The following is a 20,776-nucleotide window of genomic DNA, read 5'->3' as shown; positions in this document are numbered from 1 at the left end:
ATTGTACGAAATTCCGCTAGCACACTTGAAACAGGAAAGCGAGCGGAATGCCGCCATCTTTACGCAAGGATAGCGGAATATCGCATTTAAATCGGGTTTATATATCCTGCCGCTATAAATCTGATCCGCCACGCCAGCTTTTTCGGCACCCTTCGACACAGCACACCCGAATCCGGCATTATGAACGAAGGGCAGCTTACCGCCCGATCCCGCCTAGAAGCTGCCGGTCTGCTTTCGGCCAATAGTGGCCAAGGCGGCCCTTTCCGCTTCCCAACTCCAGACTCCTGTTCCTACAGACGGCTCATGACGTCAATTTTTGGCCATCACTGGTGCTGTGGCCTTTTGCTGCGCGACTAGAACCAGCTCCGCCGCGAGCAAGGCCTGCTGCTGGTCCTGCGCGACTTGGCTGCGCTCGACCACATCGCGAACAAATTGTGGACCAAACGGCAGCGGCACCTGGCCGCAATCGACGTAGCGCACGCCCTTTTTGTCGGCGATGAGGAGGTGGTTGCCCCCGGGCCGCCCGGCGATATCAACATATTTCCGCAGCTCGATATAGCCGTCGGTGCCTAGGATGAACACGCGGCCATCGCCCCAAGTCGGCAGGCCATCAGGCGTGAACCAGTCAACTCGCACATAGCCGGTGCCGCCGTCTCCAGTAAGCGTCATGTCGCCGAAGTCCTGGAACTTAGGAAACTGCGGCGAGCCGACGTTCCCAGCTTGCGACGCCACGACATGCGCGGTCTTCGACCCTGTGTAGAACAAAAACTGGTCCGCCTGGTGGCTGCCGATATCGGTAAGGATGCCGCCATAGCGTTTGGTGTCGAAGAACCATTGCGGGCGGGTGGCAGAGCTCATCCGATGCGGAGCTAGGTTCACCGTCTGCACTATTTTGCCGATCGCGCCGGCATGCACCAGCTCGCCGGCATGTACGGCGGCGCGGACCTCGAGCCGCTCGGAATACATGATCGCGAACTTGCGCTTGGTCTCGGCGATGGTTCGGCGCACCTCGGCGAGCTGTTCCAGGCTGGTGATCCCCGGCTTGTCCGACAGGAAGTCCTTGCCCGCGAGCATCGCCCGCACGCCCAGCGGAGCGCGCAGATCGGGCACTGACGCGCTGGCGACGACCTGGATCGACTTGTCTTCGAGGATCTCCGTCTCGCTGCGAGCGACCTTCACCTCGCCGTAGCGCTTGCGGAATGGGACGAGTTGTGCCGGATCAGCCGCGTGCACCGCGACCAGCATACCGCCTCCCCGGATCAGCGCGTCCGTCATCGCATAGATGTGCGAATGATCGAGCCCGATCACCGCGAAGCGGATGCGGTGGCGCACGCCCGGTTCGGGTCCTGTCGGCGCCGCGTCCGCCGACACTGCATTCCCTTGGGCCACTGACTGCGCGAGGGCGTTGCCGCCGAGGGTAGCCGCGAGTCCTGCGCCAGCGAGCAGCGCGCGACGGTCGATATCATGCATGACAGGCTCCTAGCATCATTCCGTTGGACGTTCGTTGGCGCTCAGACCGGGATCAGGTCGCTCGGCCATGCAATCGCCTGCTGCGTGTCCATTGCCTGCTCGCCGAGCAGCGACGCGACGCTGGCGTGATAGGCCTGTCGGAGCAGTCCGGGCAGTTCCTTGCCGCTGCGCACTGCCTCGCCGAAGCCTTCGAACTGCAGCATCGTTTCGTCGTACTCGCCCCAGCCCAGCGAGTCTCCCGGCGTTGTCACCGGCAACTCGGGGAACCAGGTCGCGCCGCCGATCGGGATTGCACCCTTGCGCCCCGCCTGCACGTCCTTCCGCATTCGCGCCAGCGCCGGCACACTGCCCGGCGGCGTCTCCATGTAGATGCGCCCGAGTTCCGGCTCGATTGTGCCTTTGCTGCCCTGGATCTGCTCCTCGCAGCCATAGCGCGCGTTGTTTAGCAGCGAACTGTAGATGGTCTTGCGGCCATCGAAATAGTCATAGATTAGCGCGACATGGTCGTAGACCTCGCGTCCGTCCTTCCAAAAGGCGATGCTCCCCGACCCCATCACCCGCGTCGGCAACCCGTCCATGAACCAGTTGGCGACCTGCAGCTGATGCGTCGCCAGCTCGGTCATCAGCCCTGCTGAGCGCGCACGGTAGAGCCGCCAATTGAGTTCGCGATCAAGGTTGCTGCCCGGCGGCACTGGGCGGCGCCAGTTGCGGTTGCGATGCCAGCTCGCGCGAACCTGGGTGATCTCACCAATCTCGCCTGCCTTCGCGCGCTTGAGCGCATTCAGATAAGTGGGATTGAACAGACGCTGGTGGCCGATCTGGAGCACCTTGCTTCGGCTGCGCGCACCCGTGATCATCGCGCCGCAATCCTTGATCGTGCGTGCCATTGCCTTCTCGCACCAGACGTGCAGCCCGGCGTCCAACGCGTCGAGGCTATGCCGGGCATGTAGATCGAGCGGTGTCGCGACCACCACTGCGTCGATCCCACGCGCGTCGAGCATCGCGCGGTGATCAGTGAAGGTCGCGGTGCCCGCAGGCACCAATGCGCGCGCCTTGTCGAGGTGCGGCGCATAAGGATCGCAGATCGCCGCCACGGCGCAGTTGCGGGTCTTGAGGATGTTCTGGATCAGCGCACGGCCGCGATCGCCGGTGCCGATCACCCCCAGTCGGACGCGGTCGCTGCCGGTCGGTTCGGCCTGCGCCACTCCGGCCCACGGCGCCGCGGCAGCCATGCCGACGCCGGCCGAGGCGGTCAGCACGCGATCAAGGAACGTGCGGCGCGAGAAGGTGAAGTCCCTGGTCATTCGATCGATCCTGCTGAGGTACGCGACACGCTACTGCCGTCTGCGAATAGAAAAAGGTGCCGGCGCCCAGGTACCTTGCCGCCTAGTCGGCGCCCAGCGACTTCATCCGCCACCAGCAGCGCCGTGCTCATCGCCTCCGCCGCCGCGCCGCTTCGCTCAACGGCCACTGTGGTAGCGGCAGCCGTGACGATCGCCCCATCGGTCGGCCGCACCATAGGCGCGCGCCACGGCGCCTGCGCCCCGGCACCCACGGTCGACGAGATCGACAGCGCCTCGTCTTCCAGCTCGAGCGCGACCAACGTCTCTTCCGGCGCGAACGGATGCGGGATGGTCAGCGGCCATTTGCCACCCAAAGGATGTCCGCCGAGCACCACGATCGAGCTTTCGCCTGCAGAAAGGAACGCCGAGGTCGCGCCACCCACCAGCAATGCGTCAGCGGCGCAGTCGAGCGCATAGCCCTTACCGAAACCGCCAAAATCGAAGGCCAGCGGCCGAGCCGCCTCGATGCGCCCTGCCAGTCGGTCGAATGTCACCAAAGGCCAACCTCCTGTCTCGCCCCCCGCCCCGCCGACGGTAGGGTCGAACAGTCCCACGGTCATCGCCCATGCCGCCGCGACTGCGGCCAGCGCGTCGAGCAGGATAGGATCCTCGACGGGCGCGCTGCGCCCGGCGGCGAGGCAGTAGTTGATCGCGGTGGTGGGCGACGGGCGATGAATGGTGAGCGCATCGTCTACCGCCTCGATCGCACTTCGCGCCTGGGCGAGCGCATCGGTATCGCCGCCGCCGAACAGGTGCAGCTCGATCCGCGTGCCCATCGCGACGAACCGTTCGACGCGCGCTTCTATTGCGGCGCAGCTCAGGCCCGTATCTCCCAGCCCGGCTCGTAGGCCACCGACCACAGCTTCATCGCCTCGGGACCGCTCGGCCGCCCAGTCGCCGGATCGATCGTCAGCGTGCTGCCGGTGCGATAGGCGATGTTGCCCAGGTGGCACAAAGTCGTGCTGATATGCCCTTCGCGAATCGGGGATGCGAGCGCGGGCGTGGTGCCGCGGACCACTTCGACCAGATTACCGGCATGGTAGATGTCGAGCGCGCCTAGCCCGACCGTGTCGGTCGTCTCTGACAACTCAGGCGCGATCACCTTGCGCCCCGGTTTGCCGGCGAGATCGAAAAGTTCGAAGCCGTTGCGATCGACCACCGCCGATCCTTTGGTACCGAGCAGCAGCACGCCGCGTCCACGCCCAAAGCGGGGCATGGCATTGCAGCTCTGTCCATCCCATCGGATCGTGCGATCCTTCCCATAATTCAGCTCGAGCGCGAGGGTGTCGTACATCTCCCAATCGTCGCCGTGGTTGAAATGGCGCGCGCCCTTCGCTGAGACGCTGGTCGGATAGGTCACGCCCATTAGCCAACGCGCCACGTCGAGCTCGTGCATAGCGTTGTTGCAGATCTCACCGGTGCCGTACTTCCAGAACCAGTGCCAGTTATAGGGCACCAGATTGGAGCGGTATGGCCCGCGTGGTCGCGGCCCCTGCCACAAATCCCAGTCTAGCGTTGCCGGGGGCGCGGTTTCCTGGCCCTTACCGATGGAGCCGCGATTGTTTGAATACCAGGTCTGCGCCTCATAGACCTCGCCAAGCTCCCCGGCGCGGACCATCTCGCCGAGTTCGCGGGTCTCCTTGCTCGATCGTTGCTGGTTGCCGACCTGAAGCTGTCGGCCGGTGCGCTGCTGCGCGGCGATCAGCGCCTCGCCCTCGGCCGGCGCGATGCCGATGGGCTTTTCGAGATAGACGTGATGGCCCGCGTTCAGCGCGTCCACGCCGATCTTCGCGTGCGAAAAATCCGGCGTAGCGACGGTGACGATGTCCACCGCCTTGCCATCGAGCAGCCTGCGATAGTCGCGCACAGTTCTGACCCGGGGGTTGCCGCGCCTCTCATGCTCGGCCGCTCGCTTTGCGAGCACCGCGGATTCCACATCGACCAGATGAGTCACGGCGACGTTGGGCAGCTTTGAGAACGCCGCCATATGCGCCTGCCCACGCCCGTTCACGCCCACCACCGCGACACGCAGCCGATCGTTTGCTCCCTTGATCCGCGCGTAGCTGCGCGCGCTGATCGAGAGGCCCAGCGCCGCGCCTGCCCCCTTCACCATCGTTCGGCGGTCCAGCATCGCTTCTTCCCTCCTAGAGTTCGCGTATCTTGATCGAGCGGAAATCGACTCGGTCACCATGCTCCTGCAGCACGATCGGGCCGCGCTTGGCGGAGCCGAACCCGGCGCGTCCGGCGAACTTACTCTGATCCACCAGCGCACCGAAGGCGGGCGAGCCGCGTTCATATTCGACGACCTTGAAGCCGTTCAGCCAATGCTCAACATGGCCGCCACGCGCGACGATCACCGCGCGATTCCACTCGCCGGGCGGGTTGATCCGCTTGCCCGGACTGTCCGGGTCGGACAGGTTGCGCGCCGGGATGAGATCGTAGAGCGATGCGAGCGTACGGTTGCCGTCTCGGCCCATCTTGGCATCCGGATGCCGCGCATCGTCTAGCAACTGATATTCCGGCCCGATCGTCTCTCCCTTCGCAAGCGCTGCTGAATCCGGGAAATACTTGATCCCGCTGTTTGCACCCGGCGTCAGGCGGAAGTCGACCGAAAGTTCGAAATCGCCATAGTCGCGGGCCGTGGCGATGTCGCCGCCCGCACCTTGGACGCGCAGCATGCCGTCCTGCATCGACCAGCCATTGGCGGGGAAGCCACCTCCCTTCACGCCGCGCCAGCCGGAACTGGTGCTGCCGTCCCAGAGCAGCCGCCATCCGGCGCGCCGCTCGGCATCGGACAAGCGGTTCGCCAGCCAGCCCTGCTGTTCCAACGGCGTAGCAGGCAGCACCTGCCTCGCGGCGCCCTCCGTGACGACCCGCACCTTGCGAAAGCGAACTTCAGGTTTTGCGACCGCTTCGGCATCGGAGACCGAATGGACCTGAAAGGCGATGAAGCCGCGCGCATCGGTATCATCGACGATGTCCGCCGCTGGCACGCCGTTGACGAATGTGCGTATGCGATTGCCGACTGCCTCGACACGATAGCGATTCCAGTCGCCGGCGCGAAAGGCACGCCTCGCGGCATCGTTGCGGCTCAATGTATAAAGCCACTGCCGGCGCTGTTCGTCATAGATGCCGCCGCTCCACCCGCGTTTGGTTGGATCGATCTCGGCCTGATATCCGTGCACCACGCCGTTTCGGTAATCCGGCCGGCTCTGGCCGCGGATCATCACGCCGGAATTGAGCGTCGGCGACTTGGCCTCGTATTCGAGGATGAAGTCGCCATATTCCGCGTCCGACACCAGCCAGCTGTTCGGCGAACCGGCAACCGCCCGCCCGATCAGTTCGCCCTGTTCGACTGCGAAGGTCGCCGTGCCGCCCGTGCGATGCCAGCCGGCGAGTCCGTCACGTGGGGTGACGTCCTGCCAGGCCTCTGCGCCTTGCGGGAGCATTGGCCGGGTAGCCGCCGTCAACGCGAGCGGCGCGCATGCAAACGCGAACCATGCGATCCTACGCATCATGACCATCCTCCGTTCGCCCCTTTTTATCGGGCCTGTTCCGGCACTTGACGGAATGGAGCGTAGCGCTCCATATCCCTCTCCTGGCGGGACCCTACGCTTTGGTCCGACAAGTTGCAACATCCTGTCAGATTGATTGTCGCGGTGGGAATCCCCACGTGGCACAGTGGATCACTGCTGGCGGATCGGCCAGCCCACCAAAGAGGAATGCATGAGCGCGAGCGAACAGGGCGGGAAATTGTACCGCAAGATCGTTCAGGAGATCGTCGCTGACATTTCGAGCGGCGCCTATCCTGTCGGGTCGCGGCTGCCGCCGGAGCGGGACCTGACCGAGCGGTTCAAGGTCAGCCGGCCGACGGTGCGCGAGGCGATGATCGCGCTCGAGATGCAGGGCCTGGTCGAGGCGCGGAAGGGCTCGGGCGTGTTCGTGCTCGCCTCCCCCTCCGGCGAGGAGAGCCAGGAACTCGATATCGGCGCGTTTGAGATTACTGAGGCGCGGCGCCTGCTCGAAGGCGAAGTTGCCGCAGTGGCCGCGACGGAGATCGACGAGCCGCACTTGGCGGAATTGCGCGCATTGCTAGCCGAAATGGAGCAGGAAGACACTGTCGCCGCCGAAGACGCCGATCGCCGCTTCCACATCGCTATCGCCAAGGCCACCGGAAACGCAGTCATCATCTCCGCAGTCACGGAATTCTGGGATATGCGCTTCCGCTCGCCGCTGGCGCGCGAAGTACTGCTCAAGGCCGGCAGCCTCGGCACCGAGAAGCGCATGGCGGAACATGGCCGCATCCTCCGCGCGCTCGAAGCCCGATCCCCGATCGACGCCCGCAATGCGATGCGCGACCACCTCAGTCGGGTGATCGATCATCTGCTCGACGTGACCGAGACGGAAGCCGTTGAGCGCGCCCGCGCCGAGTCGCACGAGCGCCGCCGCGCGCTCGCCCGCCGCGCCATCTGACGGATTGCCCTCATGGCGCCGCATTTGGTGACCGGACGGGCGGCTATCGCCACACACGGTTTAGCGAGAACCTAACTCGCACCAACCGTTCGCTAAAAACATAGCCGTCACTTCGGAATCTGTCCGGGGTCCACTGTGTCGCACCGGCCGACCTCGCGCCTCTTCTCCTTAACACACCTCCGGCTGCGAACCGGAATGCGGCTTGACAAGGAGATAAGGGTAAGTCGCCTGATCGAGTGCGATAGGTTGCGGCGCATCTTCGACTCGGGTCCAATCTCACCAGTTGCACCTCCTCACTGGTCTACTTGTCAGGCAGATATTTTGAATGCTACCTGTCAATCATCGAACCCGGCGTAAAACAAGATCAGGTCGATACAGGCGAAATAGGGCAGATCGCCCACCAGCCAGGAGAGAGGGTGTGAACAGGCACTTCCCAAACACGCGCGGCATGCATGCGCGCGGATTGTTCGTCTCTACCAGCGTACTCGCCCTGCTGCTTGCGGCACCGGCCGCGGCGCAAGTGGTTGGACAGCCCGATCCCGCGCCGGCGGAGAACGCAGACGCGCCACAGGATGCCAGCACCGCGCAGGGGCAGGAGATCGTCGTCACCGGCTTCCGTGCGGCGCTCGACAGCGCGCTTAACCTCAAACGCAACGAGACCGCCGCCGTCGATTCGATCGTCGCCGAGGACATCGGCAAGTTCCCCGACTCCAATCTGGCAGAATCGATGCAGCGTATCCCGGGCGTCGCGTTGTCGCGGGGCGACGGCGGCGAAGGTCGCAACATCTCGGTCCGAGGCCTGGGCGCGCAGTTCACGCGGGTCCGGATCAACGGCATGGAGGGCGTATCGCAGGTCAGCGGGACCGACATCCGAGGCGGCGTCGCCGGCGGTCGCTCGTTCGACTTCGTCACCTTCCCCACCGAGATCTTCTCGTCGTTAGCCGTGCGCAAGACCACGTCTGCCGATGTCGAGGAGGGCTCGCTGGGTGCCACGGTGGACCTGCGGGCGCCCAAGCCGTTCGACTCGAAGAAGGGCTTTACTTTCTCCGCCACCGCGCGCGGCATCTACAACGATATCGCCAAGAAGGGAGATCCGCGCCTCTCCGCACTGATCTCGAAGAAGTTCGGCGACAGCTTCGGCGTGCTCGGCAGCGTCGCCTATTCCAAGCGCCACATCGAGGAGTATGCCTATTCCGCGGTTGACGTGCTGCCCTCCTACGTAGCTGGCCAGGGGCAGACAGTGCCGACTGCTCCCGGCGCGACGACCACCCAGAGCGTGCTGTTCCCCTACTGCACGCCGGTTGGCTATATCTATAACGGCGCACCGGTGAACAGTCCCGCGCCGGGCTACGCGAATGGCGGCACCTCAGTTGGCGCCGACGCGAACAATTGCTCGACCGGCAACCCGCGCACCAGCACCAAGTCAGCCTATGACTACATCATGAGCCGCACCGGCCCGTCCGGGCGGCCGGGCGGCGGCGTGTTCCTGCCCCGTCTGCCGCGTCCGGTGAAATCCACGCAGGAGCAGGAGCGTCTAGCCGGAACCCTGACCCTACAGTGGAAGCCGAGCGACCGCACCGACATCTCGCTCGACGGGCTGTACGCGCGGTTCAAAGTCGACCGGCTCGACACCATGCTCGACGCCCGCTCAATGGGACGCACCGCGTCGAACAATGGTCAGCCAATGATGTCCGTCAAGGACATCGAGGTAGATGACAACGGCTCGCTGCTCTATGGGCTTTGGGACGGCGTCGACTTGCGATCGGAAATGCAGGACGAGCATTTCACCTCGACCTTCCGTCAGGCGAACTTCAATCTCGACCATCGGTTCAGCGAGGAATTCCGCGTCTTCGGCCTTGCTGGCATTTCCGAGTCGAAGCTGCAGGTCAATCGCCTGCAGGTGGCGATGGATTCGAACGACACCGACGATTTCTCGATCGATTTCCGTGGTGACCCAAATATCCCAAAGCTGAGCTACGGCGTCGATCCCAGCAATGCGGCGATCTTCCAATACGGCCCGCCGCTGGCCAATGGCGACCAGCGCGGCCAGATCAACAATTTCGACCGCACTAACACAATCCGCAACAAAACGTTCGAGTTGAACACCGAATGGGAAGCCGCGCCTGGGTTCACTGTGCAGACCGGGGGACAGTACCGCACCAGCGACTACACCCAGCGTCAGTTCGACCTGATCCCCTCGCAGCGGCTGCCGCTCACCTTGCCCAGCGGGGTCTCGCTTAGCGACATCACCTTCGTGACCACCGGCGTCGCCAAGAACCTCGGCGGCAACATGCAGGATTTCGCCGCAATTGATCCGGACAAGTTCCGCAACGCGGTGAACTACGCCAGCACGTACCAGTTCTGCGGCATCGAATGCGCCAGCTACTACGCCACGGTCGAAGAGAGATATACCTCGGGCTACCTGATGGTGAAGTTCAACACCCGCGATACACTCCCGATCTCGATCCGCGGCGACGCCGGCGTCCGCTACGTGCGCACCCAGTTCCACACCGAAGGCACCATCCCCACCGCTTCGCCGGCAGGGGCGCAATTCCCGACCTTCGGCGTGATCTCGACCGTCGAGCGAAACTATGAGGACTGGCTGCCCTCGATCAACGTCGCCGTCGATCTAACACCGAACCTGATCGGCCGCCTGTCAGCCGCCCGCGTGATGTCGCGCGCGCAATATGGCCAGCTTACTCCCAGCGGCAATGTCAACGTCGCCACTCGCATGGGCTCGTTCAGCAATCCGCAGCTCGAACCAATCCGCGCCAACACCTTCGACGCCGCGCTCGAGTGGTATTTTGCGCCAGGATCGCTGATCTCGATCGCTTATTTCCACAAGGATATCGAGACCTACATCCAGACCACCCCGCCCGTTCTCGTGCCCTTCCGCGACCTCGGCCTCCCCGCATCACTGCTGACAGGCGCCGGCAGCGGCGTCACCGTCGACGAGCAGTTCAGCATCACCCGGGTCAACAACACGCCGGGCGGGCCGCTGCGTGGGTTCGAAGTGAACGTGCAGCTGCCGTTCCGCTTCCTGCCGGGCTTCCTCAGCAACTTTGGCGCGCTGGGCAACTTCACCCGCGTCCGCTCAAACATCGACTACATCGTGGCGGGCGGCGGAACCCGTTCGGCGCCTCTGGTCGGCCTATCGCCCGAAACTGCGAGCGGCACGCTCTATTACGAGGATGATCGCTTCAGCATCCGCTCCACCGTCAACTATCGTGCAGCCTATCTCACCGGCATCCCGGGTCCGCAGGACAGCGACGCGAACGGCGCCAGCAAGACCATCTTCCTCGACGCGTCAGCCTCGTACAACCTCAGCGACAACATCAAGCTGATCGCCGAAGTGTCGAACATTACCAATGAACAGAACAATCTGTACACCGACACGACCCGCCAGGATCCGCTCTACACCTCCACCTTTGGTCGCACTTTTGCACTTGCGGCGAACTTCCAGTTCTGATCCGGAGCCGTGGGAGGGGAATTGGTCTGACAGACCTTGTTTGCTGATCATCCTGGTCAGCGATGATGGAGGAACGATTGAACTTGGGTCATGCTCGTGGCAGCGGTCCGGTAATGATGCGACAGGCGATGCGCTGGTTCGGCCCGTCCGACCCGGTATCGCTGCGAGACATCGGCCAGTCCGGCGCTACGGAGATTGTCACTGCGCTACACGAGGTCCCCAACGGCGAGGTCTGGCCGCGCGAGGCGATCGCCGCTCGCCATGCAGCGATCGCGGGGGCGGGGCTGGGCTGGAAGGTGGTCGAGAGCCTGCCAGTGCACGAGGGCATCAAAACGCGCAGCTCGGCCTGGCATGCGCTGATCGACCATTATCGCGAGAGTCTGGTCAATCTGGCGGCATGCGGCATTCGCACTGTTACCTATAATTTCATGCCGGTGCTCGATTGGACCCGCACCGACCTGGCCTGGGAGATGCCCGATGGAGCGCTGGCACTGCGCTTCGAGATGGAGGCCGCCGCCGCCTACGACCTCTACATGCTCGGCCGCCCCGACGCCGAGCGCGACTACGCTCCCGACCTGATCGATCGCGCCGCGCGGCGCTTCCACGCTATGGACGAGATGGAGCGACGCCGGCTAGAGCGCACCATCATCGCCGGGCTGCCCGGAAGCGAGGAGAGCTTTACCGCCGACCAGTTCCTCGCGGCGCTCGCGCAATATGATGGGATCGATGCCGATGCGCTACGTGCCAATCACATCGCTTTCCTGGAGGCAGTCTGCCCGGTCGCCGACGAATTGGACATCCGCATGGTCGTCCACCCCGACGATCCCCCCTTCCCGCTGTTCGGCCTGCCGCGCGTGGTCAGCACCGAGGAGGATGTCGCGGCGCTGTTCGCCCGTGTGCCCAATCGCTCGAACGGCCTGTGTTTCTGCGCGGGCTCGTTCGGCGTGCGCGCCGATAACGACTTGGTAGGCATGATCGATCGGCTGGGCGACCGCATCGGCTTCTTCCATCTCCGCTCGGTCAAACGCGAGGACGAAGGCAGCTTCCACGAGGCCGCGCATCTCGAGGGCGATGCTGAAATGGTTTCCGTAGTCGCGGCGATTCATCGGCTCCAGCAGCGCGAAGCCCGATCGATCCCGATGCGTCCGGACCACGGCCACCAGATGCTCGACGACCTCGGCAAGAAGACCCTGCCCGGCTACTCGCTGCTCGGCCGCATGCGCGGCCTCGCCGAACTGCGTGGGGTCGAACGCGGCCTAGCCTACGCCGCTTAGCCGGTTGACCAGCATAAAGAAGACAGGATCTGTTGGAGAGAGATGGCGTGAGGCAAAGGAACAATTCGCGCCAGTCGGGCCCAGTCACCGCCGGCGGAAACATCCGCTGGATCATTTGCGCGCTGCTGTTCCTAGCTACCACGATCAACTATATCGATCGGCAGATCATCGGCATTCTCAAGCCGACTCTACAAGCCGATCTCGGATGGTCCGAAACCGACTATGGCATGATCGTGTTCTGGTTCCAGGCGGCGTATGCCGTAGGACTACTCGCTTGCGGCCCGTTGATTGATCGAGTTGGTTCAAAGCTCGGCTATGGCGCGGCGATCGGGTTATGGAGCCTGGCGGCGCTCGCGCATGCGCTGGTCCGCAGCCCAGTCGGCTTTTCCGCGGCGCGTTTCATGCTTGGGCTGGGCGAGGCCGCCAACTTTCCTGCCGCGATCAAATCAGTCGCCGAATGGTTTCCCAAGAAGGAGCGTGCGCTCGCTGCAGGCATTCTCAATGCGGGCGCCAATGTAGGCGCTATCGCCACGCCGATCATCGTACCCCTCATCACTATCCATTACGGTTGGCAGGCGGCGTTCCTCGTCACCGGAATGCTCGGCTTTGTGTGGCTGATCGCCTGGCTCGGTTTCTATGGCCCGCCGGGGCTGCATCGGCGCGTCTCGGCCCAGGAGCTCGCCTACATCGCCGCCGACCAGACTGTTACGGTCGGCAAGCCAATCAAGTGGCGAACCCTGTTCCGCCATCGCGGCACGTGGGCTTTCGCCACTGCCAAGTTCCTAACCGATCCGGTCTGGTATCTTTTCTTGTTCTGGCTTCCCGACTTTTTTGCCAAACGCCATGGGCTTGATCTTACCAGCTTCGGGCCGCCGCTCATCGCCGTCTATCTGCTCGCCGATGTCGGCAGCATCGGCGGGGGCTGGCTGTCATCGTGGCTGATCAAGCGGGGCTACAGCGTCAATGCTGGACGCAAGCTCGCTCTGCTGGCCAGTGCCGTCTGCGTTCTACCTATCTTCTTCGCCAGTATTGTTTCCAGCCTGTGGGCGGCGGTGGCGATCATCGGCCTGGCCGCCGCGGCGCACCAGGGCTGGTCGTCGAACCTCTACACGATGGTTTCCGACACGTTCCCCTCGCAATCAGTGGCCTCGGTGATGGGGATCGGCGGCGCGGCGGGCGCGATCGGCGGGATGATCATGGCACGCTATGTCGGCCAACTTCTCGGCTCGGTCGGCAGCTACTTGCCAGTATTTACCTGGGCCGGCAGCGCGTATTTGATCGCTCTGCTGCTCGTGCACATGCTGGTTCCGCGCCTAGGTTCGCACGCTTCCTGAAGCTCAACGTCACCGATTAGCTTTCGGCGTTCTGGCGCTCCGAAAGCCGGCCTTGCTAATCAAGAACTCCCGGCTCTGCCGTGCTCGGCTGACTTCTGAAGCGAGCGCTCCCGGGGGTCAGATGACATGAAGCGGGCGCTGGCGCTTCATTGTGCCGCCATGTTCCTTGCCCATGCCCGGTCTGCATTCTCCAAGCGCCGCGACATCTTCCTTGGCGAGATGCGCGACGGTCCGTTTGGCGTGTCTCCGGGATCGGAAGCGGTCAGTCACCTAACGCCAAAATCAACCATCCCTCAGCAATTCGGGCGCCTGCAGTGAAGCAGTTTTCCGCGTGATAGCACGAGGATTCTCCCAGCAAGCCCGTAGACGATCAAGTAGTCACTTCCCGATGGCTGTTGCGGCGAGCTCCCGGACGCCGACCCGCGCCTTCAGCCGCGCCGCCAGAAGTGCCGTCCCACTCACCTTCCGCTGTACGAACAGTGTCTCTGCATCTGGTACATGCCAGATGGTGCGGTCTGCGATGATCGCCCTCGCCTCTTCGCGAACCACCGGTACAAAGGCTCGGTCGCCAAAGTCGAAGGGACCTTCTCGGTTGAGGGCGTCGTCGATGGCTGCGATCATGCGGTCGATCGCTTCTCGGTGTTCCGATGCTGCCGCGGCGCCGATGAAGCCGGTCTCGACTGCGATTTCCCGGATCTGACCACGGTCACGGATGAGGCCCGCCTCGATCAGCCTACGATAAGCGGCCGAGGTGTTCGCTGGCACCTGTCGCGCTGCACCAAAGTCGAGGAGTACCAGTGCACCTGTCGCCGGCTGCCAACGGTAGTTCGCGAAGTTGGGATCGGTTTGCATGGTTCCGAATTCGAACAGCTCACGCAGAACCAGCGTGATCAGCGCGGTCATCGCTGCGTCCCGTTCACGCTGCGGCGCTTCTGCTAACATCTCGATTGGGCGACCTTCGATGAAGCTCATCGCAAGCACGCGCGGCGTGGTCAGCTCATCAACGAGATCCGGCACCACATAGCGGGCGTCGCCGGCAAGTCTCTCAGCATAGCTGCGCATCTGGCGACCTTCCCGGAGGTAATCTGCCTCCTCTGCCAACTGCCGCTTTGCCGCATCAAGGAGAGGTCCCAGATCGATCTCTGCAGGAAGAAGACCAGAGACCCGCAGCAGCGTTGCGACGTTATCGACATCGGCATCGATGCTCTTTGCGACGCCGGGATATTGCACCTTCACTGCGAGCGTCCGACCATCCGGCATAGTTGCCCGATGCACTTGCCCGATCGATGCCGCGGCGATCGGTGAGGCCTCGAAGTGAAGGAAGCGCCTTCGCCAATTCGCGCCCCATTCCTGCTGAAGCACCTGATCAAGCTGCTTGGGAGGCATTCGATAAGCCTGGTTTCGTAGGCGAGCGAGTATCGTGGATAGTTCAGGCGGCAGCAGGTCACCCGCATCCATCGAGATCATCTGTCCGAGCTTCATCGCAGCGCCCCGCAGGTGCGACAGCTGGTCAGCAACCCGCGTAGCATTGGCTGGGGTCAGCATGAGATCACTGAACCGTGGGCGCTTGCCCGAACCTAGCTGCCGAGCTCCTTCGGCCAGGACCCCGCCTGCAACGCCACCGGCAAGACGGCCGAACACACCTAGCCGCGCAAGCCGGCTGCTCGGCATCTGGCGATGGCGCCACTCCCCGGTCTCATCATCATCTCGCATGAAAGCGAAGCGGCTCGTGCTCTTGTGAGTTCCCTGTTGGGGGGCGAGGGTGATCCATCTGTCTTCACGACGGCAGCGCTGAATGCCTAGCAGGTCCTTTCACCAGGAGGACACAGCCTTGTTGATAATACACCTAGGTGCCTCAGAAAAGCCGACTGAAGTGCCGGGCCCGCAGCAGGGCTTGCCGCGTTTAGCAGCGTTGTACCAACCACCTGCTCAACTTCGGAAGATCTCTGCATGGTAATCCCAGCCTCCCCCGTCTGGTTCATCACTGGGTGCTCCACTGGCTTCGGGCGCGATCTCGCCCAACTGGTGCTCAATCGAGGCTGGCCTGCAGTCGTTACAGCACGCGGCCGTGATCGCGTCGCTGATTTGGTAGAAGGCCATACCGAGGCGCTTGCGCTTGACCTGGACGTGACAGACCAGGCTCAGATCGGCGAAGCGGTGTCCGCTGCCCAAGCCAAGTTCGGCCGGATTGATGTTCTAGTGAACAACGCTGGGTACGGCTACCAAGCGACGGCTGAGGAGGGCGAAGAAGTCGAAATCCGCGCGCAGTTCGACACCAATGTCTTCGGCCTTTTTGCGCTGACCCGTGCGGTTCTCCCCATCATGCGTGCGCAGCGCAGCGGCAATATCGTCAACTTCACCTCGGTCGCAGGGCTCGTCGGGTTTCCCGGCTCTGGCTACTATGCGGCATCCAAACACGCCGTCGAGGGCTGGTCCGATGCCCTTCTTGCCGAGGTAGGCCCGCTGGGCATTAGCGTCACCTGCGTTGAGCCCGGCCCTTTCCGAACCGATTGGGCCGGCCGTTCGCTCCGGCAGACGCCAAGCACAATCGAAGATTATGCCGATACCGCGATATCTCGAATGGAAGGCACCAGAGCATATAGCGGCACACAGGCTGGCGATCCCGTCCGAGCGGGCGAGGCCATCATCGCTGCCGTCCAGCAGGATACTCCACCGCGCCATCTAGTCCTGGGCCGGTTTGGCTATGACGCCGTGACCGCCAAACTCAGGGATCGCCTCACCTCCATAGAGGCGACACGCGAGCTCAGCATGGGCGCAGACTTTCCCGATGGTTGATGAGCGGCAGCGGAGGTAATCGGATCTTGATCCGGCTGCTTACGTCTTGCTCGACAGGCTACTGGTCCCGATAGGCAGATGATGAAGTCTCACTCCGCACCTGTCGGCATGCACCCGCGTGAATTCGTAGCATTCATCGCTGCGCTAATGGGCGTCAATGCTCTGGGCGTAGACCTGATGCTGCCTGCATTAGCGGACATCGGTCGTGACCTCCTAGTCAGCGAGGCCAACCATCGCCAGTGGGTGGTAACTGTCTACATGCTCGGGTTCGGGACCGGGCAGTTGGTATATGGCCCGCTTGCAGACCGCTTCGGCCGCAAGCCGATCCTGACAGCGACGCTTGTGGGCTTTGTTGCAGCCAGCATCTTTGCAGCAAGTTCTGCCACCTTCGCTGCGCTGCTTGGCGCTCGCCTGCTGCAAGGGCTGATGTCGGCCTCGACAAGGGTCTTAGCCGTGGCGATTGTGCGTGATGGCGCGTCCGGGCGAACGATGGCACGAACCATGTCGATCGCTCAGATGATCTTCTTCATCGTTCCCATTTTGGCCCCTACCCTCGGACAAGGTTTGCTCGAGTTCGGGCCGTGGCGGTTCATCTTCTATGCTTTGGGTATGTTCGCGGCCTTCGTGCTCGCTTGGACATTGGTGCGCTTGCCCGAGACGTTGCCGCTGGCGCGACGGGTTCCACTCTCGATTTCGAACCTAAGGCAAAGCTATCGGCTAACTCTCACCAACCGCTTTTCGGTCGGCTACTCGGTTGCGGCGTCGCTTACCTTCGGCGGCATAATCGCTTTTGTATCATCGTCCCAGCAGATCTTCGTCGATGAGTTCGGCGCCGGTGACCGGTTCACGCTACTGTTTGCACTTTGCGCGGGGGCAATGGGCGTCGCGTCGTTCGCCAACAGCAGGCTGGTTGAGCGGCTTGGAACCAGACTCATCTCCCAATCCGCGGTTCTTGCTCTAATTACACTCTCAGCGGTGCACTTGGTCGTCGTCATTTCGAACTTGGAGAGCTTGACGAGCTACCTGATCTTTCAGGCGCTCAGCATGACGTGCATCGGCCTATGTGGTGCAAACTTCGGCGCCATGGCAATGGAGCCAGTAGGACACATCGCGGGTACTGCGTCTTCCCTGCAGGGTTTCATCACAAGTATGGGCGCGGTTCTCGTCGCCTCGGCCATAGGACAATCCTATGCCGGTACGACACTGCCGCTTGCAATCGGCTATTTGCTCATCGGTCTGGTGGTGCTGCTGCTCATCTACATCGTAGAAGGTGGCAAGCTGTTCCAAGCACGAATGAGCTCCCGGTAGGTTCAGCTACTTACCGCGGCTCGGCCGGAAACCGGCAGGAACCGGTACACTGTTCCCCTCGATATACCGAGCTGGCGAGCGATGTGTGCTGGCTTCATTCCTTCTGCAGCAAGCTTCCGAATCGCTTCAGGGTCAATCCGTGACTTGCCCCCTTTGTAGACCCCCCTCGCCTTGGCAGCTTGGATGCCTTCGGCTTGCCGTTCCTTGCGCAGGTTCGTCTCGAATTCAGCAAAGACGCCCAGCATGTCGAGAAACGCTTTGCCGGCAGCCGTACCGGTATCGATCGGCTGCTCTGTCGCTTTTAGCGAGACCCCCCTGCCCTTCAGCTCGTGCACGATGTCCTGCAGATCCTTCATCGATCGCGCGAGCCGATCGATGCGGGTGACTACCAGCGTGTCGCCTTTCCGGAGGAAGTCGAGCAGGATTTGCAACTCGGTTCGCGATCCGCGTTCCGTGCCAGACTTCTTCTCTGCTCGGATCGTCTGGCAGCCGGCTCCGCGTAAGGCAGCTTCCTGGATGCCGAGGTCCTGATCCGTAGTCGATACGCGTGCGTAACCAAATAGCGCCATTCTCACCCTTTCTGTTCGATCAGGTTCTAGACCCGCTAAGCCGAGTGTTCAATATCCCTGCGAACAACCCTGATTGCACATAGAAGCTGTTCCATGAGTGGTGTTCCAACACGGTATACCCAGAATGACATAGAGCGTGATAGGCTAGGCCCGATGTCAAAGCTCGCATTGTGTCATATCGGTTAAAGTGGCATGCGCTCCACCGAAGCATTGAGGAGGAGCGCCGCGATGTCTATGCGGTCCATAGACGTTAAGGTTGCCAGTAATGGGCGAATGATTCTGCCAGCATCGGTTCGTAAGGCGATGGGGCTCCACGGAGATGCGAAGGTCACCTTGACGGTTGAGGACGATCAGGTCCGTCTGTCGCCGATTGGTCATGGTGTTTTCTCGCGCTCAGGCGCTTTATCGGGAGCATGCCAAGCAGGCCCGAACAATCGATGACTTCCTATCTGATCGCAAGGCAGAGGCCGTCACTGAGGCAAACAAGTCTTCGCATTCGGACCGGCAGGGAGATCCGGCATGACATCTGCTGTAATGGATGCATCCGCGGTGCTGGCGCTGGTTCGGGATGAACGAGGCGCCGACATGGTCACACCTCACGTGGGACGAGCAGCGATCTCCGCCGTCAACCTACAGGAGGTTATCAAGGAACTCCGGCTTGGTGGTTTGGGCGCAGCCACTATCCGCGAGATCCTAGACGAGCTTCGTCTTGATGTACGTTCTCACGACGTGGAGGCAGCGTATGCAGCCGCTGAGCTGCACACTCAAACCAAGGAGTTTGGGCGCGGCCTCGGCGATCGTTCCTGTTTAGCGCTCGCGATGCAGCTTGGTGTTCCCGCGCTTACCGCCGACCGGGAGTGGAAGAAGGTAAAGGTCAAAGGGCTTAAAGTGGAGAATATCCGCTAGCCGCCTATCCTGCCGTGCCTGCGGTGCCTGCCGTGCCCTCCGGCATTTACCCTCAAACAAGCGTCGCAAAAGTGTTTTGGAACTGGTTCGTTCTGCAACGGGATTATGCGACGATCGAGCATCTGAAGACCGGCGGGTGCCTCGACTGTCGCAAAATTTAGAACTTCTGCGACATGCTTGCTTCCCGGCTTTTCCGTTAGGCGGTTTTCGGTGGCCGAACGGCGGCCGCTCTGCGCTTCCTGACGGAGCCATTGTGCCGAGCCATTTAGAACGTGTCGCCAGTCCCGGCGAAGCTGATGGTCGGGTCAGTTGGTCGCTATGGGAACGCCCGCGGACGCGACTTTACGCGGCAGGAAGAGCGCGGCCACCAAGGCTGCCAGCCCGAACCCGCTGAAGACGAGGTAGGTCCACTGCGAGCCGTGCGCCATCGCAGCGGCGGCGGGTTCACCGACCTGGATGTATCCCGCACTGGCGACGCCCACGACCGAGAACGCGATGGCGATGCCAGCCGCCCCGACCAGTTGCTGGAGCGTGTTCACAATGGCGCTTCCATGGGGAAGAAGGTGCGGGCTCAGGACGCCGAGGGATGCTGTGAACAGTGGCGACCACATCAGCGCCTGCCCGACAACGATGAAGATGTAGGTGCCAAGGAGCAGCCAGATCGGAGTCTCGGGGGCCAGGGTGGACAGGTGGAACTGTCCTGCCGCGATGATGAGCGCGCCGGCGACGATCGGCGGGCGCGGTCCAACGCGATCGTACAGGCGTCCGACGAGGGCCGATACGACGGCAACCGTGATCCCGCCGGGCATGATGAAGAGGCCGGTCTGCACCGGGCTCAACCCGTACGACGTCTGGAGGATGACGGGCATGAGGGTCAGCGTGCCGTAAACCGCCGTCATGAAGCACAGCATCGCCGCGACGCACACGCTGAAGGTGCGGATCTTGAACGGGCGTAGGTCGAGTTGGGCGCGATTGGATTTCTGGAGGTGGACCTGTCGAGCGAAGAAGACCGCGACGACCGCCGCACCCCCTGCGAGCGATGCCCAGGGCGACACCACTGCGTCTGCGGCTCCCTCTCCGAACGATGCGAGGCCATAGACGAGGCTGGCGAACCCCACTGCGGAGAGGACCATCGACAAGGCGTCGAGCCCTACCTTGCGGGGCGTGCTGGGCACGCGGATTATGATGTTCCCGATGACCAAAGACCCTATCGCGATCGGCAGGAGCGTGATGAAGAGCCAGTGCCAGTCGAGGTGCGACAGGATCGCGCCTGTGACCACCGGACCAATCGACGGCCCCGCCGCTGCCGCGACGGTGACCAGCGCCAGGACGCTTCCACGCCGCGTCTCCGGCACGAGCGTGCTGACGGCAGTATAGGAAAGCGGCAGCACGATCGCGGTGCCGACCGCCTGGATGATCCGGCCGACCAGCAGCATGTCGAAGTTCGGGGCGACGGAGGCGACGAGGGTTCCGGCGGTGAAGAACGACATCGCCAGCGTGAAGACCGTGCGCATCCGGTACCGCTCGGTAAGGAACCCGGTCGCCGGGATCACGACGGCCATCGTCAGCATGTACGCCGTCGTCAGCCACTGTCCGGTCGAGGCCGAAACGTCGAGATCCGCCATCACCCGCGGCAGCGCAACGATCATCAGCATCTCGTTGAGGATCACGGTGAAGGTCGAGACGACGAGCACCCCGATGATTGCGACGGCCTCACTCGTCAACTTTTCCCCAGTGACCGGTGGCGGAGATGCCCCCCGGGTTGCGGCAAGCGACATGTCTGATTCCCGTATCAGGCGATCAAGATGATGGTCAGTCTTCGCGATCTACCACT

General features: G+C 62.8%; 17 protein-coding genes. 9 read left to right on the top strand and 8 right to left on the bottom strand.

Annotation, left to right across the window (positions count from 1 at the left end; genetic code table 11):
• Positions 1 to 309: 309 nt before the first annotated feature.
• The 5 genes from FHT02_RS18625 to FHT02_RS18605 are packed head-to-tail and all read right to left on the bottom strand — an operon-like array spanning position 310 to position 6,328.
• A complete protein-coding gene (locus FHT02_RS18625) occupies positions 310 to 1,470 on the bottom strand; it encodes a Gfo/Idh/MocA family protein (RefSeq protein WP_184091257.1) in 1,161 nt (386 codons plus the stop codon).
• 41 nt (positions 1,471 to 1,511) lie between these two features.
• Positions 1,512 to 2,774, bottom strand: a complete 1,263-nt coding sequence (locus FHT02_RS18620; RefSeq protein ID WP_184091256.1) for a Gfo/Idh/MocA family protein — start codon at positions 2,772 to 2,774, stop codon at positions 1,512 to 1,514.
• Complete coding sequence (locus FHT02_RS18615; protein ID WP_184091255.1) at positions 2,771 to 3,589, bottom strand: FAD:protein FMN transferase; 819 nt, start codon at positions 3,587 to 3,589, stop codon at positions 2,771 to 2,773. Before FHT02_RS18615 ends, FHT02_RS18620 begins: the two co-directional genes overlap by 4 nt.
• 41 nt (positions 3,590 to 3,630) lie before the next feature.
• Positions 3,631 to 4,944 carry a Gfo/Idh/MocA family protein gene (locus FHT02_RS18610; protein ID WP_184091251.1) on the bottom strand — a complete coding sequence of 438 codons (1,314 nt, stop codon included), beginning with the start codon at positions 4,942 to 4,944 and terminating at the stop codon, positions 3,631 to 3,633.
• Positions 4,945 to 4,957: 13 nt separating this feature from the next.
• The gene (locus tag FHT02_RS18605) at positions 4,958 to 6,328 is read right to left on the bottom strand and encodes a 3-keto-disaccharide hydrolase (protein ID WP_246352540.1); all 1,371 of its coding nucleotides are present in this window, start codon (positions 6,326 to 6,328) and stop codon (positions 4,958 to 4,960) included.
• 211 nt (positions 6,329 to 6,539) lie between these two features.
• Here FHT02_RS18605 and FHT02_RS18600 point away from each other — a divergent pair, with 211 nt between their 5' ends.
• From FHT02_RS18600 to FHT02_RS18580, 5 genes are all read left to right on the top strand, one after another.
• Positions 6,540 to 7,286, top strand: a complete 747-nt coding sequence (locus tag FHT02_RS18600) for a FadR/GntR family transcriptional regulator (RefSeq protein WP_184091249.1) — start codon at positions 6,540 to 6,542, stop codon at positions 7,284 to 7,286.
• A gap of 418 nt (positions 7,287 to 7,704) precedes the next feature.
• The gene (locus FHT02_RS18595; protein ID WP_221239578.1) at positions 7,705 to 10,755 is read left to right on the top strand and encodes a TonB-dependent receptor; all 3,051 of its coding nucleotides are present in this window, start codon (positions 7,705 to 7,707) and stop codon (positions 10,753 to 10,755) included.
• Between the two features lie 113 nt (positions 10,756 to 10,868).
• Positions 10,869 to 12,029 carry a mannonate dehydratase gene (gene uxuA, locus FHT02_RS18590; RefSeq protein ID WP_184091247.1) on the top strand — a complete coding sequence of 387 codons (1,161 nt, stop codon included), beginning with the start codon at positions 10,869 to 10,871 and terminating at the stop codon, positions 12,027 to 12,029.
• Between the two features lie 47 nt (positions 12,030 to 12,076).
• Complete coding sequence (locus tag FHT02_RS18585; protein ID WP_184091245.1) at positions 12,077 to 13,363, top strand: MFS transporter; 1,287 nt, start codon at positions 12,077 to 12,079, stop codon at positions 13,361 to 13,363.
• 126 nt (positions 13,364 to 13,489) lie between these two features.
• Positions 13,490 to 13,681, top strand: coding sequence for a hypothetical protein (locus FHT02_RS18580; protein ID WP_184091243.1), 192 nt, complete (start codon positions 13,490 to 13,492; stop codon positions 13,679 to 13,681).
• Between the two features lie 60 nt (positions 13,682 to 13,741).
• Here FHT02_RS18580 and FHT02_RS18575 read toward each other — a convergent pair whose 3' ends face one another.
• The gene (locus FHT02_RS18575) at positions 13,742 to 15,076 is read right to left on the bottom strand and encodes an ABC1 kinase family protein (protein ID WP_184091241.1); all 1,335 of its coding nucleotides are present in this window, start codon (positions 15,074 to 15,076) and stop codon (positions 13,742 to 13,744) included.
• A gap of 237 nt (positions 15,077 to 15,313) precedes the next feature.
• On the opposite strand from FHT02_RS18575, the gene FHT02_RS18570 reads away from it, so the two are divergent.
• A complete protein-coding gene (locus FHT02_RS18570) occupies positions 15,314 to 16,159 on the top strand; it encodes an oxidoreductase (RefSeq protein ID WP_184091239.1) in 846 nt (281 codons plus the stop codon).
• A 78-nt stretch (positions 16,160 to 16,237) separates the two neighbouring features.
• The gene (locus tag FHT02_RS18565) at positions 16,238 to 17,467 is read left to right on the top strand and encodes a multidrug effflux MFS transporter (RefSeq protein WP_246352539.1); all 1,230 of its coding nucleotides are present in this window, start codon (positions 16,238 to 16,240) and stop codon (positions 17,465 to 17,467) included.
• Positions 17,468 to 17,469: 2 nt separating this feature from the next.
• Here FHT02_RS18565 and FHT02_RS18560 read toward each other — a convergent pair whose 3' ends face one another.
• Positions 17,470 to 18,036, bottom strand: a complete 567-nt coding sequence (locus FHT02_RS18560; RefSeq protein WP_184091237.1) for a recombinase family protein — start codon at positions 18,034 to 18,036, stop codon at positions 17,470 to 17,472.
• Positions 18,037 to 18,228: 192 nt separating this feature from the next.
• Here FHT02_RS18560 and FHT02_RS22110 point away from each other — a divergent pair, with 192 nt between their 5' ends.
• Positions 18,229 to 18,477, top strand: coding sequence for an AbrB/MazE/SpoVT family DNA-binding domain-containing protein (locus FHT02_RS22110; RefSeq protein WP_343057001.1), 249 nt, complete (start codon positions 18,229 to 18,231; stop codon positions 18,475 to 18,477).
• Positions 18,478 to 18,555: 78 nt separating this feature from the next.
• Positions 18,556 to 18,942 (top strand): type II toxin-antitoxin system VapC family toxin, encoded by a 387-nt coding sequence (locus FHT02_RS18550; protein WP_184091235.1) that lies wholly within the window; start codon positions 18,556 to 18,558, stop codon positions 18,940 to 18,942.
• A gap of 305 nt (positions 18,943 to 19,247) precedes the next feature.
• Here FHT02_RS18550 and FHT02_RS18545 read toward each other — a convergent pair whose 3' ends face one another.
• Positions 19,248 to 20,666, bottom strand: a complete 1,419-nt coding sequence (locus tag FHT02_RS18545) for a DHA2 family efflux MFS transporter permease subunit (RefSeq protein ID WP_221239576.1) — start codon at positions 20,664 to 20,666, stop codon at positions 19,248 to 19,250.
• Positions 20,667 to 20,776: the final 110 nt, after the last annotated feature.

The sequence above is a fragment of the Sphingomonas xinjiangensis genome, from assembly GCF_014199255.1.
In the GTDB taxonomy this organism is placed as follows: Bacteria; Pseudomonadota; Alphaproteobacteria; order Sphingomonadales; family Sphingomonadaceae; genus Sphingomonas; species Sphingomonas xinjiangensis.
The sequence above is the reverse complement of the archived record's forward strand: the minus strand, read 5'-3'. Positions and strand labels throughout refer to the sequence as shown.